The sequence below is a fragment of the Amycolatopsis sp. 195334CR genome, from assembly GCF_017309385.1.
GTDB lineage: Bacteria > Actinomycetota > Actinomycetes > Mycobacteriales > Pseudonocardiaceae > Amycolatopsis.
In genome coordinates this window covers 2,718,252-2,733,399 of sequence record NZ_JAFJMJ010000001.1, presented here as the reverse complement: position 1 = coordinate 2,733,399, position 15,148 = coordinate 2,718,252, and the positions used below count along the sequence as shown (strand labels likewise).

The window sequence follows — 15,148 nt, the reverse complement described above, 5'->3', positions numbered from 1 at the left end:
CTAGGGATTTCGCCCGCCCCGGAAATGCCGTCCCACACCGTGGACGTGCCTCGGTGCGCTTGCTCACACGGTGGCTAGAGGATCGGCGCCGGCGCGTAGTTCGCGTGCTCCGGGAAGCGCTTCAGCACCGTCTCGATCCGCTTGACCACGGCGTCGACCTGGGCCGTGGCGACCCCGGTGAACGAGATGCGGTCGGCGAGCAGTTTCTCCAGCTCACCGGCGTCGAGCGGGATGCGCGCGTCGGCGGCGAGGCGGTCGACGAGGTCGTTCTCGCCGGAGCCGCCCTCGCGCATGGCGAGCGCGACGGCGACCGCGTTCTCCTTGATCGCCTCGTGCGCGGTCTCCCGGCCGACGCCTGCGCGCACCGAGGCCATCAGCACCTTGGTGGTGGCCAGGAACGGCAGATAGCGAGCAAGCTCACGGTCCACCACGGCCGGGTAGGCGCCGAATTCGGTGAGCACCGTGAGGAAGGTCTCGAACAGGCCGTCCAGCGCGAAGAAGGCGTCCGGCAGCGCGACGCGGCGCACCACGGAATCGGAGACGTCGCCCTCGTTCCACTGGTCGCCGGAGAGCTCGCCGATCATCGAGAGGTAACCGCGGAGGATCACCGCGAGGCCGTTGACGCGCTCGCAGGAGCGGGTGTTCATCTTGTGCGGCATGGCCGAGGAGCCGACCTGGCCGGGCTTGAAGCCCTCGGTGACCAGCTCGTGGCCCGCCATCAGGCGGATCGTCTTGGCCAGGCTGGACGGGGCGGCGGCGAGCTGGACCACGGTGGACAGCACGTCGAAGTCGAGGGAGCGCGGGTAGACCTGGCCCACGCTGTCGAACCGGTTGGCGAAGCCGAGGTGGGTGGCCACCCTGGTCTCCAGGTCGTCCAAAGTGGACTTGTCGCCGAGCAGGTCGAGCATGTCCTGGCCGGTGCCGACGGGGCCCTTGATGCCGCGCAGCGGGTAGCGCTCGATGAGGTTCTCGAGCCGGTCGTAGGCCACCAGGAGCTCGTCGGCGGCGGTGGCGAAGCGCTTGCCGAGCGTGGTCGCCTGCGCGGCGACGTTGTGCGACCGGCCCGCCATGACCAGATCGGTGTGCTCGACGGCGAGGCTCGCCAGGCGCGCGAGCGTGGCGACGACGCGGCCGCGGACGAGTTCGAGGGAGCGCTTGAGCTGGAGTTGCTCGACGTTCTCGGTGAGGTCGCGGGAGGTCATGCCCTTGTGCACGTGCTCGTGGCCGGCGAGGGCGTTGAACTCCTCGATGCGCGCCTTCACGTCGTGGCGGGTGACGCGCTCGCGCTCGGCGATGCTGGCCAGGTCGACCTGGTCGAGCACGCGCTCGTAGTCCTCGACCACCCCGTCGGGCACGTCGACGCCCAGGTCGCGCTGCGCCCGCAGCACGGCGAGCCAAAGCTCCCGCTCGAGGCGAACCTTGTTCTCGGGGGACCACAAGGCAACCAGCTCAGCGGACGCATACCGGGCGGCGAGCACATTGGGAATGGCGGGCTTCTCACTCACCGGCTCAGGCTACCTTTCCGGTTGCGCCGGTCCTGGTGGGCGGTATTGCCTGGGCGGGTGCTGCCACCTGGTCGAACGATCACCTTCCGCGCCTGGCGAGCGGGGCACCGGTACGTGCCGCTGGCGGAGGTGCTGGTGTACCTGGGCCCGTTCGTGGTGGATTCGGCGTGGCAGCTGGAGATCGAGGAGTGGCTGGGTGGTGGCGACCTGGGCGCGATCCCGCCGGAGGCGCGGCTGTCCACGCTGGACCTGCTGGCGCTGATCCCGCCTTCGGTGCAGGTGGTCGACGGCGTCTTCACCGCCTGGGCGGGGTCGGCGCGGGTGGTCGTCGTTGAAGCCTTCGACAGCACCAGCTGGGACATCACCTCGACCGACGAGCGGATCCTGACCGCCCTGGCCGACCGCTACCCGGATGCCCACGACCTACCGACGTGAAGGACGCGTCCCCAAGACGACTCGCCCCCGGCCTCGCCGAAGGCAGCGCACCCCGGGAACATCCTGAAAACGAGACCCGGGAGCCAAAGCCGAGCACCCTCCCACCCAGCCCTCCCCATCCCCGGTCCACAGCCCAAAACACGGCGGTGACCTCGGTGTCAAGGCATCCTTCCCGCCTTGACACCGAGGTCACCGCCGTAGTCACACTGAAAAACCGGGGTGGCCCCCGACCACCCAGGCGGCACACAGAAGCCCCTGGTCTCCGTTGCTCCAGGTACCGGGGTGAGGACGGAATACTGGTGGCGTGGAGCACCTGATCGACCTGGACGAGCTCGTCGACCGGCTTCGGACAGCCGCCGATCAATGGCGGGCCCACGCCGAGGTAGGGCCGTTCACCTGGCGCGACGAGCGAGCGGAATGGCCGCAGCCGATCGTGACCGATCGGGCGAGCGTGGCGGTGCCCGAGTCACTCGGGTTCTGGCTCCACCAGGACGCCGACCGGGAAATCCATATCGTCATCTGGACCGGCGGCTGGGCCGACGTCGACACGATGGAGGGCGCGCTGCCCACCCCGGATTTCCGGGATGTCGATGGCGCGGTCGCCGCAATCGTCGCCATCGTCGATGACTTCCTCGCCTGAACGAACAGCAGCGCGACCGCCCAGAAGCAAGTACATCCCCCGCCCACCTCGGGGGGCGTCCCTAGGCCAGTCTACTGCGGCACCCCGACCCACGAGGGTTGTCCACAGGGGTTGTCCACAGGTGAGTATCGGTGTGGATAAAGTCAGCCGAGTGCCTCGCCCAGCATGCGGGCCGCGACCGCCCTCGGGTCCGGGTCGACTTCGATCAGGGCGTTCACCACGGCACCGTCGACCAGGGCGACCAGCCGTTCCAACTCGGCCGCGTCCACCGGGTTGCCCGAGCGCGCGAAGATCTCCAGCAGCAGGTGATCCAACTCGGCCGACAGGGTGCGCATCAGCGGGCGCAGGTACTTCCGCCGACCCGTCGCGACCAGGCGTTCGTACCGCAACAGCACCGCCTCGGCGTCGGCTTCGCGGTCGTCTCGCTCCGGGCCCAGCAGCATTTCCAGCACCAGGTCGACCAGCGAACGCTCCCGCGCCTCCTCCAGGCACTGCCTGCCCTGGGCCAACTCGAGCCGCGCGTGGTGCTCGACCGCCGCCGTCACCAGTTCCTCGAGGGAGTCGAAGTAGTACGTGGTCGACGCCAGTGGCAGCCCCGCGCGTTCGGCGACCGCGCGGTGCCGGATCGCGTCGAAGCCGCTTTCGGCCAGCAGCTGCGAAGCCGCTTCGATGAGCGCGGCCCGGCGGCGCTCACCCTTCGGCGTGCTCGCGGCGGTGGTCATGGGCGGACATTTTGCCAGCACGGGCCCCGCCCGCCGGTCAGAACCGCTTCGCGAGCGCGTCGGCGACACCCTGCATGTCCTTGGCGAACGGGGCGTCGGTCGAACCCGCCGCCGGAATGCTCAGCACCAGCACCGTCGCCCCGGTGCGCGACTGCGCCTCGGCGGTCAGCGTGCCTTCGGGCTGGGTGGCCAGCGTCAGCGACACCCCGGACGGCACCACCGACGCGGAGACGACCCCGCCGCTCACCGGGAACGAGGCCGACCGGAAATCCGTCGAACACACGCGACCGGGCATCGCCGTCCCGTCCGGGACGGGGACCGGGAGCTCGCCAGCGAGGGCGGTGGCGAGCTCCCGGTCCGCCTGGTCGCACCCGTGGGTGCCTTCGGCCCGAGGGCCGGTCTCCCCGGTCGTCTCGCCCCCCTGCATGGGCGAGCCGGACGGGAAGCTTTCTGGTGCCGCGATCGGAGGACGCCCCGACCCGTCCCCAGGTTGCCCCATGGGGCCGAGCTGGGTATTGCCATTCACCTCTTCGGTCGAACGGGGGGCCGCGGCGGAAGTCGCCTTCTCGCCGCTGTCCTGGGACACCCCGACCACACCCGCGCCCACGAGTACCACCAGCACGGCACCGCAAACCGACGAAACCATCGTCCGCCTGCGCACCGTCGCCCGCTGGGACGCCCTGGTCACCTGGCCGAGGTCGAACGTCGACTCGGGGGGCTCGCCCGGCGCGTCGCGGAACAGGGTCTCGAGCTGCCGGTCATCCACGGGAGTCCACCTCCTCACCGAGTCCGCCCAGTACCTTCCGCAAGTTCTCCAACCCGCGGGCGGTCTGGCTCTTCACCGTCCCTTCGGAACACCCGAGCGCCTTCGCGACGCCGCTGACGTCCAGCCCCTCGAAGTACCGGAGCACCAGCACCGCCCGCTGTCTCGACGGCACGCCGCGCAGTCCGGCCAGCAGGTCCTCCCTGGTGGCGACCTGCTCGTCGAGCCGGGGACCGGACTGGACGGCGGGCTCTGGCAGCTCCTCCACCTGCCGTTCCCGACGCCACGGCCGACGCGACTCGTCGATCGAGGCCCGCACCAGCGTCTTGCGCAGGTAGGCGTCGGTCGCCGCCCGGTCGCGGATCTTGCGCCACCGCCGGTGCAGCGAGACGAACGCCGTCTGCGCGAGATCGTCCGCGCGGTGCCAGTCGCCGCAGAGCATGTACGCGGTTCTACGCACGGAGTCCCGCTTGGCGGCGAAATACTCCGCGAACTCCTGCTCCTCGCGCTGGTCCACGCGGTTGGCTCTCCGCTCCTCGGGTGTTCGACAGGGTAGACGGAACCCGGCCCGTCCACGGTTGCACGGGTTGTCGGATCGATCCACCGGAACCGGGATTCCACCAGAACGTTTGAAAGCGCAACGAACGATATGGTGTGATCCGGCCGTGACCTTCGCAACGAGCCCGACCATCGATCTTCGATCGGACACCGTCACCCGCCCGGATGAAACCATGCGCGCCGCGATGGCCTCCGCGGAGGTCGGCGACGCGGTGATCGACGTCGACCCCACCCTCCGCCGGCTCGAAGAGCGCACCGCCGAACTGCTCGGCCTGCCCGCCGCGCTCTGGGTGCCCAGCGGCACGATGGCGAACATCATCGCGCTGTCGCTGCACCTCGGCCGCGGTGACCGCTTCCTCGCCCCGCGCGACGCCCACGTGCTGGTCCGCGAGCTGGGCTCGTCGTCGTGGCTGGCCGGCGGCATGCCGGAACCGCTCGAACCGGACGCCGGGCCCGGCCGTCCGACGGCGGCGACGCTGGCGAAGGCGATCGGCCCGCGCGACACCAGTTACCTCCTGCTGCGGACCACGCTGCTCTGCCTGGAGAACACGCACAACGCGGCGGGTGGCTCGGTCACCCCACCCCACGAACACGCCCAGCTGGCCGCCACCGCGAAGGAAGCCGGGCTCAAAGTTCACCTGGACGGGGCAAGGTTGTGGAACGCGGCGGTCGCGCTCGACCTGCCGGTCGCCGCGCTCGCGGTCGGCGCGGACACCGTTTCGGTCTGCTACAGCAAGGGCCTCGGCGCACCGGTCGGCTCCGCGCTCGCGGGCGGGCGCGAGTTCATCGAGCAGGCGCGCCGCATGCGGCAGATGCTCGGCGGCGGGGTGCGCCAGGGCGGCGTGCTCGGCGCCGCCTGCCTGCGCGCGCTGGACAATGTGGACGATCTCGCCCACGACCACGACAACGCGCGGCGGCTGGCCGAGGGCCTCGCCGAGATCGGCTGGTCGGTGCACGCCCCGCAGACGAACATCGTGCTGGCCGGGGTGCCGGACGTGCCTCTGACCATTTCCCGGCTGGAGAACACCGGCGTGCTCGCCTCCCCGATGGCCGGCAAGGTCCGGTTCGTCACGCACCGCGACGTTTCCGCGCTGGACATCGAGGAAGCGCTCAGCCGGATCAAATCGGTTGCCGGTCAGTGAAAGGAACCACGATGAACTGGGTGGTCTTCGATTTCGGCGAGGTGATCGTCCGGCGCACCGAGGCGCTGCCGGAACTCGCCACGCGTTACCGCGCCGCCCTCGGTGATTTCGAACCGGCGTACTGGAAACACCGCGACGCCTACGACGCCGGTGCCAGCGACCTCGAATACTGGGGCGCCATCGGCGCCGACCTCGGCGTCGAGGTGGACGCGGATTTCTCCGCCGAACTCACCGCGCTGGACATCGGCGGCTGGTCGCGGACCGACCCGGAAACCCTGGCCCTGCTGGCGGAACTGGACGAGGCCGGGGTGCCGCTGGCCCTGCTGTCCAACGCGGCGCCGTCGATGGGCAGGCACGTGGAGCGGCAGGAGTGGGCGCGGCATTTCCGGCACCTCGTCTTTTCCGGCGACCTCGGGGTGCTCAAACCCGATCCAGCGATTTTCCGCGCACTGCTCGACCGGCTCGGCGCCCGCGGCGAGGAATGCCTCTTCTTCGACGATCGCCAGGTGAACGTGGACGGCGCCATCGCAGCGGGGCTGCGCGCGGAAAGGTGGACCGGGAGTGGAAAAGCCCGGGCGCAGTTGGGCTGGAAGGGTACTGAAGGGCCGCTGCCGTTCAGTTGATGAGCGGGACGTCATAGAGTAAGTACTCGGTGTTGCCCCCGTCACAGTTCTGAGGTGTCCGCATGCCCGGCCCCGGCCCGGTGCCGATCGACTACTCGCAGCCCAACCAGGCCCGCTTCCACGACGCGCTGCTCGGCGGCGCGGACAACTACGAAGCCGACCGGGAGTTGTTGCGGCGGGTGCTCGAAGTCGTGCCCGGCGCCCCGGCGGCGGCCAAGGAACTCCAGCTGTGGATGCTGCGGGCGGTGCGCTTCCTCGCCGAGCGCGCGGGGGTCGCGCAGTTCGCCGACCTCGGCTCCGGCCTGCCCTCCGCGCCGCCCATCCACCGCGTGGTGCAGCAGTTCCACCCGCGCGCGCGGGTGGCCTACGTGGACAACGACCCGCTGGTGCTGGCCCACGGCCGGGCGCGGCTGGTGGACTACGACTCCACGCACTTCCTCGGCTGCGACTTCACCGATCCGGCAGGCACGCTCGCCGACCTGGCCGTGCACCTGGACCTGGACCAGCCGGTGGGCCTGGTGGCCAACGCGATGCTGCACCACCTCGAGGACCTCGACCAGGCCAAGAAGGTGCTGCACGGCTACGTGGACGCGCTCGCGCCCGGGTCCTACCTGCTGCTCACGCACCTGCACAACGAGAGCCCGGCGGCGCGGGAGCTGCTGAAGCTGTACGAAGGCACGCCGCTGCAAGCGGTCGCGCGTTCGCGCGAGCAGATCACCGAGTTGTTCGACGGGCTGCGGATCCTCGAACCCGGGCTGGTCCACGCGCACCAGTGGTGGCCGGACGGGCCGCGCATGCGCCCCCTGTCCGACGCCCACGAGACGCACCTGTGCGGGGTCGCCCGCAAGGATTAACTGACAGTCAACAGCACCACGTTCCCCGCCGCGAGCAGGCCCAGCACCAGCGCGGGCATGTACCGGCCCAGCTGGTCGTCAACCCGGCGGTGGGCCAGCACCGCCCCGAGCATCAGCAGGACCAGGCCGGCCGAAGCGGCGATGGCCAGCCCGACCGCCCAGAACCCGACGATCAGCGCCGCGACGGCGGCCAGTTCGAGCGCGCCGACCAGCTTGTCCGTGGCCGGGCTGATCCGCAGGTGGGCCGCCGTCTGCCGCATCGCGGGCGCGCCGGCGAGCTTCGACCCGCCCGCCGCGCAGAACACCGCGGCGAGCACGATCGACAGCGGCGAGAAGACCAGTCCGCTCGAACCCATCGCCCCGTCCCCTCCGCAGCGTGTACGTGCGCGTACAGCTTGTCAGGTGACGGGGGCCACTCACAACGGCTCAGGAACGCAGGCGCTTCGGGTCGCTCTTGCCCTTGATCGCACCGTAGGCCGCGGTGCCGACGAAGAGCACCCCGCCGATGACGGCCAGCCAGAACAGGCCCTTGACCACGAATCCGAGCACGGTGAACGCCAGCCAGATGACGATCAGCGCGCCGACGATCTTCCAGAACATGGCTTCCTCCGGTATCGCTTGACGTGCCCCCAGGCTCCCACGGCGGGTGGCCGATCAGCCCGTCACCAGGGCAACGTTCAGGGAAAAGCCGGGGTTCCCCCGAGCCAGCCGCCCAGCCGGCGCACGGCTTCGGTGAGATCTTCACGGGCACCGGCGAAGGACAGCCGGACGAACTTGCCGCCGTCCACCGGGTCGAAGTCGATGCCGGGGGTGATCGCCAGGCCGGTGTCGGCGAGCAGGCGCTGGCACCAGCTGAGGCTGTCGTCGGTGTACGCGGACACGTCGACGTAGGCGTAGAAGGCGCCGTCGACCGGGGCCGCGACGTCCAGGCCGATGCTCCGCAGGCCGTCGAGCAGGTGGTCGCGGTTGGCGCGGTAGTGCGCCACGTGGCCGTCCAGTTCGGCGTAGGACTCGGGGTGGAAGGCGGCGAGCGCGGCCTGCTGGGCGAGCGCGGGCGGGCAGATGGTGAAGTTGCCGGTCAGCACGTCGACCGCGCGGTGCAGCCGCTGCGGCACCAGCATCCAGCCCAGCCGCCAGCCGGTCATCGCGAAGTACTTGGAGAACGAGCCGAGCACCAGCGCCTCGGTCGAACTCTGCCAGGCGCACGCGGCCTCGGTGTCGTAGGTGATGCCGTGGTAGATCTCGTCGCTGATCAGCTGGACGCCGTGCGAGGAGCACCAGCCGGCGATGGCGGCCAGCTCACCCGGCGGCAGCACGGTGCCCGCCGGATTGGTCGGGCTGGCCACGATCAGCCCCTTGATCGGGCCGAGCTGGTCGAGCAGGTCCACGGTCGGCTGGAAGCGGGTGCTCGCGTCCACCCCGAACTCGACCACCTCGCAGCCGAGCGAGGTGAGCAGGTTGCGGTAGGCGGGGTAGCCGGGCCTGGCCATCGCGACCCGGTCGCCGGGGTCGAAGGCGGACAGGAACGAGAGCAGGAAACCGCCGGACGAGCCGGTCGTGACGATCACGTCCTCGGCGCCGACCTCGAGCGAGTACTGGCGGTCGTAGTGCTCGGCGATGGCTTCGCGCAGTTCCGGGATGCCGAGCTGGACGGTGTAGCCGAGGTTGTCGTCGTGGAGCGCCTTCTCGGCGGCCTCCCGCACCGGGCGGGGCGCGCCGGCGGTGGGCTGGCCCGCGGCGAGCGAAACGACGTCGCCGTGGGAACGCTGGCGGGCCTGCGCCGCGGACAGCACATCCATCACGTGGAACGGGGGAACGTCGGCGCGCCGGGCCGGACCGGGGAACGTGGCCATGGGTGGAGCGTAGGCGCGTTGCGCAAGCGTGATCTCCGCGGAGGCAACTGAACTGGGGTTATGGCGTCTTCCACTGGGTAGGCGACCTTCTGGGGGTTACGGTGAAGAAGCTGATCTCGGCGGTGACCGGGGTGGCCGCGGCCGCGGTGCTCGGTGCCTGCTCGGGCGGGGGATCGGCGGCTCCGGCCGCGGCGCCCGTGGCGACCACGACGACGCCGGTGGTGACCACGACGACGCCGTCGCCGTCCTCGGTGCCGGTGGAGACGCCGTCCAGCACGCCCCCACCGCCGCCGACGTCATCCTCGAAGCCGAAACCGAGCACCACGAAGCCCAAGCCGAAGCCGGTGGACAAGCCCAAGCCCGCCGCCGGGGTCCCGTGCTCGATCAGCTCGGGCGCGTGCGTGGACCTCTCGGCGAAGAAGACCTGGATCATCCGCGACGGCAAGGTGGTCTACGGGCCGGTGCCGATCACCGCGGGCAAGAAGGGCTACCCCACGCCGCTCGGCACGTTCAGCGTGATCTCGAAGGTGAAGAACTACCACAGCAGGCAGTTCGACGCGCCGATGCCGAACTCGGTGTTCTTCGTACCCGGCATCGCGTTCCACTCGGGCAGCCTGTCGCAGCAGTCGCACGGCTGCATCCACCTGTCGCCCGGCGCCTCGGCGAAGTACTTCTCCACGCTGAAGGTCGGGGACCCGGTGCAGGTCGTGCGCTGACGCGACGGGCTCAGTAGCCCTGGTACCCGCCGCCGCCGGCCATCGCCTTCAGGCCGGGGTGGCCTTCGAAGCCGCCGTAGCGGTCGAAGGTGTAGCGGACGCCCGCGATGATGTTGTCCACCGGGTTGTAGATGTCGTCGTGGCCGGGCAGCTTGTGGGCCTGGAAGGTCGGGTCGATGCACTGCATCAAGCCCTTGGACGGGGTGCCCTTGGCCGCGTTGGAGTCCCAGTTGTTGATCGCGTGGGGGTCGCCGCCGGACTCCTTCTCGATGATCGTCCAGATCTCGTCGATGTTGTCCTCGGTGACCGGGATGCCGTTGGCCTGGAGGATCTTGATGGCCTCGCGGATCCACTGGTCCACGTTGCCGGGCGGCGGTCCGCTGGACGGCGGGCCACCGCTCGGGCCGAGGCCGCCACCACCGCCCGAGGAGCTCCCGCCCCCGCCGCTGGACGAGCCGCCACCACCGCCGGAGCTGCCGCCGCCACCGCCGTTGTGGCCGCTGGAGCCACCGCTGGCGGTCCCGGGCGGGGTGACCGAGGAGAAACCGCCCTCGATCTCCTTCTTCATCAGCTCCTGTGACTTGGCGATCTTCTTGTCGGCCTCGGCGAGCAGGTTCTCGATGTCGGTCTTGGCGTTGCTGGCGGTGGTGTCGTTCTCCGCCTTGGCGGCGGCGATGATCGCGTCCGGGCTCGGGTTCGGCGTCTGCCCGTTCTGGGCCTGCTGCTGGGCCTGGGCGACCGCCGTGTCGGTGGCCGCGATCTTGTCGTCGATCTTCTTCTTCGCGTCGTCGCGGGTGGTCTCGATCTTGCGCTTGATCTCGGTGAGGTCCTTCTGCAGGCCTTCGAGCTCGGTGGCGACCTCGTCGAGCTTGTCCTTGAACTTCTTGCCCGCGTCCCCGACCTTGGCCACGTAGGCGAAGAACTCGTCGGCCGCCGGGCCGTCCCAGACCCCGTCCTGCAGGCCGGCCGCGGCGTTCTTCAGCTCGGCGGCGTGGTCGTCGGCATTCGCGCCGGCTTCCTTGAATTCGTCGGCCGCCTTCTGAATGGTGGCCGGATTGACCTTTTCGACCTCTTTGGCCTTGTTCTCGACCTCCGGCCATTCCGCCGGCAATCCGAGTGCGCCCATGATTCGACCCCCTTACGCCAGTTTCTTCTCAGGCCTGGCGTTGTTGCCGGGCGATGGCCTCACCGGAGGCCTGGTCGTTCTCCGCGATCAGGCCGGCGGCCCGCAGCAGGGCGTCGCTCAGTGAGGTCATCAGCTGGCCCCCGGCCTCGAACTCCGAGTGCACGCCGGTCTGGAAACCGCCGAGTGCGCCCTTGACGTCCTCCGAACCGCCCATGCTGCCGAACGGGTTGTGCTCCCCCTCGACCGGCATGACCTTGCCCTTGGACTTGTCGAATTCGTCGCGCAGCTTCGCCACCCGCCGCGCCGCGATCCCCATCGACTCCGAGTCGTACACAGGCACGTCTGGTCATCCCCTTCGCCAAGCTTCGTCCGTCGGATCAGACGTGGCTGCCCCGGCGGCGGTTCCCGCGCCCACTTTAGAACTTCCGCCGCACCTCGCGCGTGCTTTCCCCCACTGAGGTGTTTGTAGCATCGGGGCCCAGGAGCGTGGGGAGAGTCGTGAAGGCGTTGAATCCGGGCGAACCGGGGCAGGTCGGGCGGTATCGGCTCGTGGCGGCCCTTGGCGAGGGCGGGATGGGCCGGGTCCTGCTCGCGATGGCGCCCGACGGCAGGCTCGTCGCGCTCAAGCAGATCCACCCCGGCCTCGCGCACGATCCGGGGTTCCGGGAGCGCTTCCGCCGCGAGGTGGCCACCTCGCGCCTGGTCTCCGGCGCCTACACCGCGGCGGTGATGGACGCCGACCCCGACGCGGCGACGCCCTGGCTGGCGTCGGTGTTCGTGCCGGGCCCCTCGTTGACCGAAGCCGTGGCGGCCGGTGGACCGCTGCCGCCGGAGTCGTTGCGGTACCTGACGGCCGGGCTCGCGCTGGCACTCGGCGAGATCCACCGCGCGGGGCTGGTGCACCGCGACCTCAAGCCGAGCAACGTCATCCTGGCCGCGGACGGGCCGCGCGTGATCGACTTCGGGATCGCCCGCGCGGTCGAGGGCACCTCGGAGCTGACGCACACCGGCTCGATCATCGGATCGCCCGGGTTCATGTCGCCCGAGCAGGCCGAGGGACGCCCGCTGAGCCCGGCCAGCGACGTCTTCTCCCTGGGCGCGCTGCTCGCCATGGCGGCCAGCGGGCACAGCCCGTTCACCGGCACCTCCACCCCGCACACCCTCTACAACGTGGTCCACAACCAGCCGGACCTGCGCGGCCTGCCGCCGGAGATCCGGCGCATCGCGGAGGCGTGCCTCGCCAAGGACCCCGAGCAGCGCCCGGCCCCGGCGTGGATCCTCGAGCAACTCGGCCCGATCGCGCCCACCCACACCCCGTGGCCCCCGGTGGTGCCGCACCTGATCGAGCAGCAACGCCTCGCCGTGCACCAGGCGTTGCACCCGCCGAAGCCGCGCAAGTCCCGTCGTGGCCTGGTCGTCGCGGGGGCCGCGGCCGGGGTGGTCGCGTTGATCGCGGGGTCCATCCTCGCCGTTGAACTCACCTCCGACGACCCGCCGCCGCAGCCCGCCGCCCAGTCGGCACCACCCGCCCCGGCGACCAGCACGCCGCCCAACCCCGACCCGCTGGGCACCGACAAACTGCGCACGGTGGACCCGTGCCGGGTGCTCGACGGCAAGTCGGTGCCGGGCGTCGGCGTGCTGAAGCCCCGCATCGACGTGCACCTGTGGACCTGCACCTACGAGGGCCCGAACGGTGACTGGGTGGACCTCGGCCTCGGCGACAACCAGCCGATCGGCGGCGTGCCGTCCGGGGAACTCGCCGGGCTGCCGCTGACCGTCAAGGAGGGCGACGCCTGCGAGGTGGCGGTCCCGGTCAACGGCAGCGTCGACACCACGATCAAGGCCTCGATCAGCGCCAGCGCGAAGCTGGACCAGCCGTGCGACGTGGCGAAGGCGATGCTCACCGAGGCCATCACCCGGCTGCGCGAGGACCCGCCGCAGCACGAGCAGCCGCCGGGCTCGCTCATCCCGGTCGCGCCCTGCGCGCTGGCCTCGGCCGCCGAGGTCCAGCCGTTCCTCGGGCCGGTGACCGAGGTCAAGCCCGAGCACCTGCACGGCTGCCGCTGGGAGGTCTCCGGCTTCCTGACCGTCGACCTGATCACGAGCTATCCGCCGGTGCAGTCGAAGGACGCCTACTACGACGTCACCGGCACCGTCGACGTCAACGGCACACCGGTGTACCTGACCAAGAAGTACCGGGACGGTGCCGGGGCGAGTTGCACGCTGACCTGGCTGCACCGGCCCATCGACGACCGCAGCGGCGAGGTGGTCGAACTGCACCACAGCATCACCGGCGCCGCGCCCGCCCCCGACCAGGTGTGCACGCCGTCGCTCGAGTTCGCCAAGCTGATCATGCCGAAACTGCCGAAACCGTAGAGTCGCGCCGTGCAGCCGCTTCGCCCCGACGAACCACGCCAGCTCGGCCCGTACCGCCTGATCGCCGCACTCGGCGAGGGCGGCATGGGGCGCGTGCTGCTGGGCATCGCGCCCGACGGCAGGCTGGTCGCGGTCAAGCAGGTGCACGCCCAGTTCGCGCACGATCCCGGGTTCCGCGAGCGGTTCCGCCGGGAGGTGGCCACCTCCCGGCTGGTCTCCGGCGCCTACACCGCGGCGGTGATGGACGCCGATCCCGAGGCCGAAACCCCGTGGCTGGCGTCGGTGTTCGTCACCGGGCCGTCGCTGAAGGAAGCCGGGCCACTGCCGGTCGATTCGCTGCGGCACCTGGCCACCGGGCTGGCCGCCGCGCTGCTCGACATCCACCGCGCCGGGCTGATCCACCGCGACCTCAAGCCCAGCAACGTCCTGCTCACCGACGACGGCCCGCGCGTGATCGACTTCGGCATCGCCAGGGCCGTCGAGGACGGGCAGGAGCTCACCGGCACCGGCGCGATCATCGGCTCACCCGCGTTCATGTCGCCCGAGCAGGCCGGGACCGCGCCGGTCACCCCGGCCAGCGACGTGTTCTCCTTCGGCGCGCTGATGGTCATGGCCGCCACGGGACAGGGTCCGTTCACCGGCACCACCACCGCGCAGACCCTCTACAACGTGGTCCACAACCAGCCGGACCTCAGCGCCGTGCCGCCGGAGATCCGCCGCTTCGTCGAGCCGTGCCTGGCCAAGAATCCCGCGCACCGCCCGACTCCGGCGCAATTGCTCGACTTCCTCGGCCACGTCCCGCCCGGCACCACACCGTGGCCTGAGCACGTCCACGCACAGATCCGCCGGCAGGACGCCGAGGTCCGCACCGCGCTCTCCCTGCCACTGCCCGCCTGGCAGCCACCGCCACCGAAACCGCGTCCGGCGAAGAAGCGCCGCCGCTGGATCTGGGCGGTGAGCGCGGCGGTGCTCGCGGTGGCGCTGGTCGCGGGCACGGTGACGATCTACCGGGTGGCGCAGTCGGCGAAGGCCGAGCGCGACGCCCCACCACCACTGTCCATTCAGGACGCTCTGACCCCGGAACGCCTGCTGCGCGCCGATCCCTGCAAGGTGCTCGACAGCGAGTACACCCCCGACGAGCGTCCCGTGTACACCCACCGCTGCAAGTACACCGGCACCAAGGGCGTGGAGTTCGACCTGGTGCTCGGCGACGCGCTGGAGACCACCGGCATCCGCACCTCGCCGACGGTGATCGACGGACAGGGCGTGCTGCTCAACGACATCAGCGGCGGCTGCGAGGCGATGGTCCGGCTGCCCACCCGACCCCAGTCCAGTGTGATGATCTACAACTCCTCGCGGGACGGCGATCCGTGCGCCATCGCCGAAACCGCGATGACCGAGGCGCTGAAGCGGTTGCGCGATCCCGTGGTCGACCGGCAGACGTGGCCGGGCAGCCTGCTCCCGGTGGACCCGTGCTCGGTGCTCGACGACGCCACCGCCCAGAAGATCGTCGGCGCGGCGGTGAAACCCGCGCCGCAGGCGTTGCGCCGCTGCGAATGGGCCGCGCAGGACACGTTGTCGATCAGCCTCGACCACGGCGCGCCCGACACCGAGGGCGAGGAGGTCGATATCGGTGGGATTCCCGTGCGGCGCAAGGAAACCAACAGCTCCGGATCCAAACTGTGCGCGCTGGCCTGGGTGCACGTGAAGCCGAGCGCGCGCGAGGGCGACAACGTCCGGCTGACCTACTACTCGGCGACCGGCGGCGACGCCTGCGCGAAAGCGGAAGAGGCGGCAAAAGCGGTTATCCCGAAGCTGCCGAAGCCCTAACCTGG

At 70.6% G+C, this 15,148-nt stretch carries 17 protein-coding genes; 8 read left to right on the top strand and 9 right to left on the bottom strand.

The window, feature by feature from the left end:
• Nucleotides 1-74 precede the first annotated feature (74 nt).
• Complete coding sequence (gene purB / locus JYK18_RS13315) at nt 75-1,505, bottom strand: adenylosuccinate lyase (RefSeq protein ID WP_206802377.1); 1,431 nt, start codon at nt 1,503-1,505, stop codon at nt 75-77.
• A gap of 57 nt (nt 1,506-1,562) precedes the next feature.
• Between purB and JYK18_RS13310 the strand changes: the two genes are divergently transcribed.
• Both JYK18_RS13310 and JYK18_RS13305 read left to right on the top strand, forming a co-directional pair.
• A complete protein-coding gene (locus tag JYK18_RS13310; RefSeq protein WP_206802376.1) occupies nt 1,563-1,940 on the top strand; it encodes a hypothetical protein in 378 nt (125 codons plus the stop codon).
• 304 nt (nt 1,941-2,244) lie between these two features.
• The gene (locus JYK18_RS13305; RefSeq protein WP_206802375.1) at nt 2,245-2,580 is read left to right on the top strand and encodes a hypothetical protein; all 336 of its coding nucleotides are present in this window, start codon (nt 2,245-2,247) and stop codon (nt 2,578-2,580) included.
• Nucleotides 2,581-2,723: 143 nt separating this feature from the next.
• Here the strand turns inward: JYK18_RS13305 and JYK18_RS13300 are convergent, their stop codons facing one another.
• The 3 genes from JYK18_RS13300 to JYK18_RS13290 are packed head-to-tail and all read right to left on the bottom strand — an operon-like array spanning nt 2,724 to nt 4,582.
• Nucleotides 2,724-3,302, bottom strand: coding sequence for a TetR/AcrR family transcriptional regulator (locus JYK18_RS13300; RefSeq protein ID WP_206802374.1), 579 nt, complete (start codon nt 3,300-3,302; stop codon nt 2,724-2,726).
• Nucleotides 3,303-3,339: 37 nt separating this feature from the next.
• Nucleotides 3,340-4,068, bottom strand: coding sequence for a hypothetical protein (locus JYK18_RS13295; RefSeq protein WP_206802373.1), 729 nt, complete (start codon nt 4,066-4,068; stop codon nt 3,340-3,342).
• Nucleotides 4,061-4,582: a SigE family RNA polymerase sigma factor gene (locus JYK18_RS13290; protein WP_113695526.1), complete on the bottom strand. Its 522-nt coding sequence runs from the start codon at nt 4,580-4,582 to the stop codon at nt 4,061-4,063. Before JYK18_RS13290 ends, JYK18_RS13295 begins: the two co-directional genes overlap by 8 nt.
• 148 nt (nt 4,583-4,730) lie before the next feature.
• Between JYK18_RS13290 and JYK18_RS13285 the strand changes: the two genes are divergently transcribed.
• The 3 genes from JYK18_RS13285 to JYK18_RS13275 all read left to right on the top strand — a co-directional run bounded on the left by JYK18_RS13285 (nt 4,731) and on the right by JYK18_RS13275 (nt 7,242).
• Nucleotides 4,731-5,765 carry a GntG family PLP-dependent aldolase gene (locus JYK18_RS13285; protein ID WP_307795894.1) on the top strand — a complete coding sequence of 345 codons (1,035 nt, stop codon included), beginning with the start codon at nt 4,731-4,733 and terminating at the stop codon, nt 5,763-5,765.
• 11 nt (nt 5,766-5,776) lie between these two features.
• Nucleotides 5,777-6,388 carry an HAD family phosphatase gene (locus tag JYK18_RS13280; protein ID WP_206802371.1) on the top strand — a complete coding sequence of 204 codons (612 nt, stop codon included), beginning with the start codon at nt 5,777-5,779 and terminating at the stop codon, nt 6,386-6,388.
• A 62-nt stretch (nt 6,389-6,450) separates the two neighbouring features.
• Nucleotides 6,451-7,242 carry an SAM-dependent methyltransferase gene (locus tag JYK18_RS13275; RefSeq protein ID WP_206802370.1) on the top strand — a complete coding sequence of 264 codons (792 nt, stop codon included), beginning with the start codon at nt 6,451-6,453 and terminating at the stop codon, nt 7,240-7,242.
• On the opposite strand, the gene JYK18_RS13270 is transcribed toward JYK18_RS13275, so the two are convergent.
• From JYK18_RS13270 to JYK18_RS13260, 3 genes are all read right to left on the bottom strand, one after another.
• On the bottom strand, nt 7,239-7,598 hold the full coding sequence (locus JYK18_RS13270; protein WP_206802369.1) for a DoxX family protein: 360 nt from the start codon (nt 7,596-7,598) through the stop codon (nt 7,239-7,241). The two genes, JYK18_RS13275 and JYK18_RS13270, sit on opposite strands and share 4 nt — an antisense overlap.
• 70 nt (nt 7,599-7,668) lie before the next feature.
• Nucleotides 7,669-7,842: a hypothetical protein gene (locus tag JYK18_RS13265; protein WP_206802368.1), complete on the bottom strand. Its 174-nt coding sequence runs from the start codon at nt 7,840-7,842 to the stop codon at nt 7,669-7,671.
• Between the two features lie 77 nt (nt 7,843-7,919).
• Entirely contained in the window at nt 7,920-9,095 is a 1,176-nt protein-coding gene (locus JYK18_RS13260) for a pyridoxal phosphate-dependent aminotransferase (protein ID WP_206802367.1), read from the bottom strand.
• Between the two features lie 101 nt (nt 9,096-9,196).
• On the opposite strand from JYK18_RS13260, the gene JYK18_RS13255 reads away from it, so the two are divergent.
• Nucleotides 9,197-9,811, top strand: a complete 615-nt coding sequence (locus JYK18_RS13255; RefSeq protein WP_206802366.1) for a L,D-transpeptidase — start codon at nt 9,197-9,199, stop codon at nt 9,809-9,811.
• 10 nt (nt 9,812-9,821) lie between these two features.
• Here JYK18_RS13255 and JYK18_RS13250 read toward each other — a convergent pair whose 3' ends face one another.
• Both JYK18_RS13250 and JYK18_RS13245 read right to left on the bottom strand, forming a co-directional pair.
• On the bottom strand, nt 9,822-10,937 hold the full coding sequence (locus JYK18_RS13250) for a transglycosylase SLT domain-containing protein (RefSeq protein ID WP_206802365.1): 1,116 nt from the start codon (nt 10,935-10,937) through the stop codon (nt 9,822-9,824).
• A 28-nt stretch (nt 10,938-10,965) separates the two neighbouring features.
• Nucleotides 10,966-11,277: a hypothetical protein gene (locus JYK18_RS13245; RefSeq protein ID WP_206802364.1), complete on the bottom strand. Its 312-nt coding sequence runs from the start codon at nt 11,275-11,277 to the stop codon at nt 10,966-10,968.
• 146 nt (nt 11,278-11,423) lie between these two features.
• Between JYK18_RS13245 and JYK18_RS13240 the strand changes: the two genes are divergently transcribed.
• The gene (locus tag JYK18_RS13240) at nt 11,424-13,313 is read left to right on the top strand and encodes a serine/threonine-protein kinase (RefSeq protein ID WP_307795893.1); all 1,890 of its coding nucleotides are present in this window, start codon (nt 11,424-11,426) and stop codon (nt 13,311-13,313) included.
• Nucleotides 13,314-13,322: 9 nt separating this feature from the next.
• Nucleotides 13,323-15,143 carry a serine/threonine-protein kinase gene (locus tag JYK18_RS13235; RefSeq protein WP_206802363.1) on the top strand — a complete coding sequence of 607 codons (1,821 nt, stop codon included), beginning with the start codon at nt 13,323-13,325 and terminating at the stop codon, nt 15,141-15,143.
• Nucleotides 15,144-15,148 lie beyond the last annotated feature (5 nt).

What these genes read in the sequence shown, in the direction of transcription:
- JYK18_RS13300 (WP_206802374.1), bottom strand. Translation starts at nt 3,302, where the DNA reads ATGACCACCGCCGCGAGCACGCCGAAGGGTGAGCGCCGCCGGGCCGCG.
- JYK18_RS13260 (WP_206802367.1), bottom strand. Translation starts at nt 9,095, where the DNA reads ATGGCCACGTTCCCCGGTCCGGCCCGGCGCGCCGACGTTCCCCCGTTC.
- JYK18_RS13250 (WP_206802365.1), bottom strand. Translation starts at nt 10,937, where the DNA reads ATGGGCGCACTCGGATTGCCGGCGGAATGGCCGGAGGTCGAGAACAAG.
- JYK18_RS13265 (WP_206802368.1), bottom strand. Translation starts at nt 7,842, where the DNA reads ATGTTCTGGAAGATCGTCGGCGCGCTGATCGTCATCTGGCTGGCGTTC.
- JYK18_RS13275 (WP_206802370.1), top strand. Translation starts at nt 6,451, where the DNA reads ATGCCCGGCCCCGGCCCGGTGCCGATCGACTACTCGCAGCCCAACCAG.
- JYK18_RS13280 (WP_206802371.1), top strand. Translation starts at nt 5,777, where the DNA reads ATGAACTGGGTGGTCTTCGATTTCGGCGAGGTGATCGTCCGGCGCACC.
- JYK18_RS13270 (WP_206802369.1), bottom strand. Translation starts at nt 7,598, where the DNA reads ATGGGTTCGAGCGGACTGGTCTTCTCGCCGCTGTCGATCGTGCTCGCC.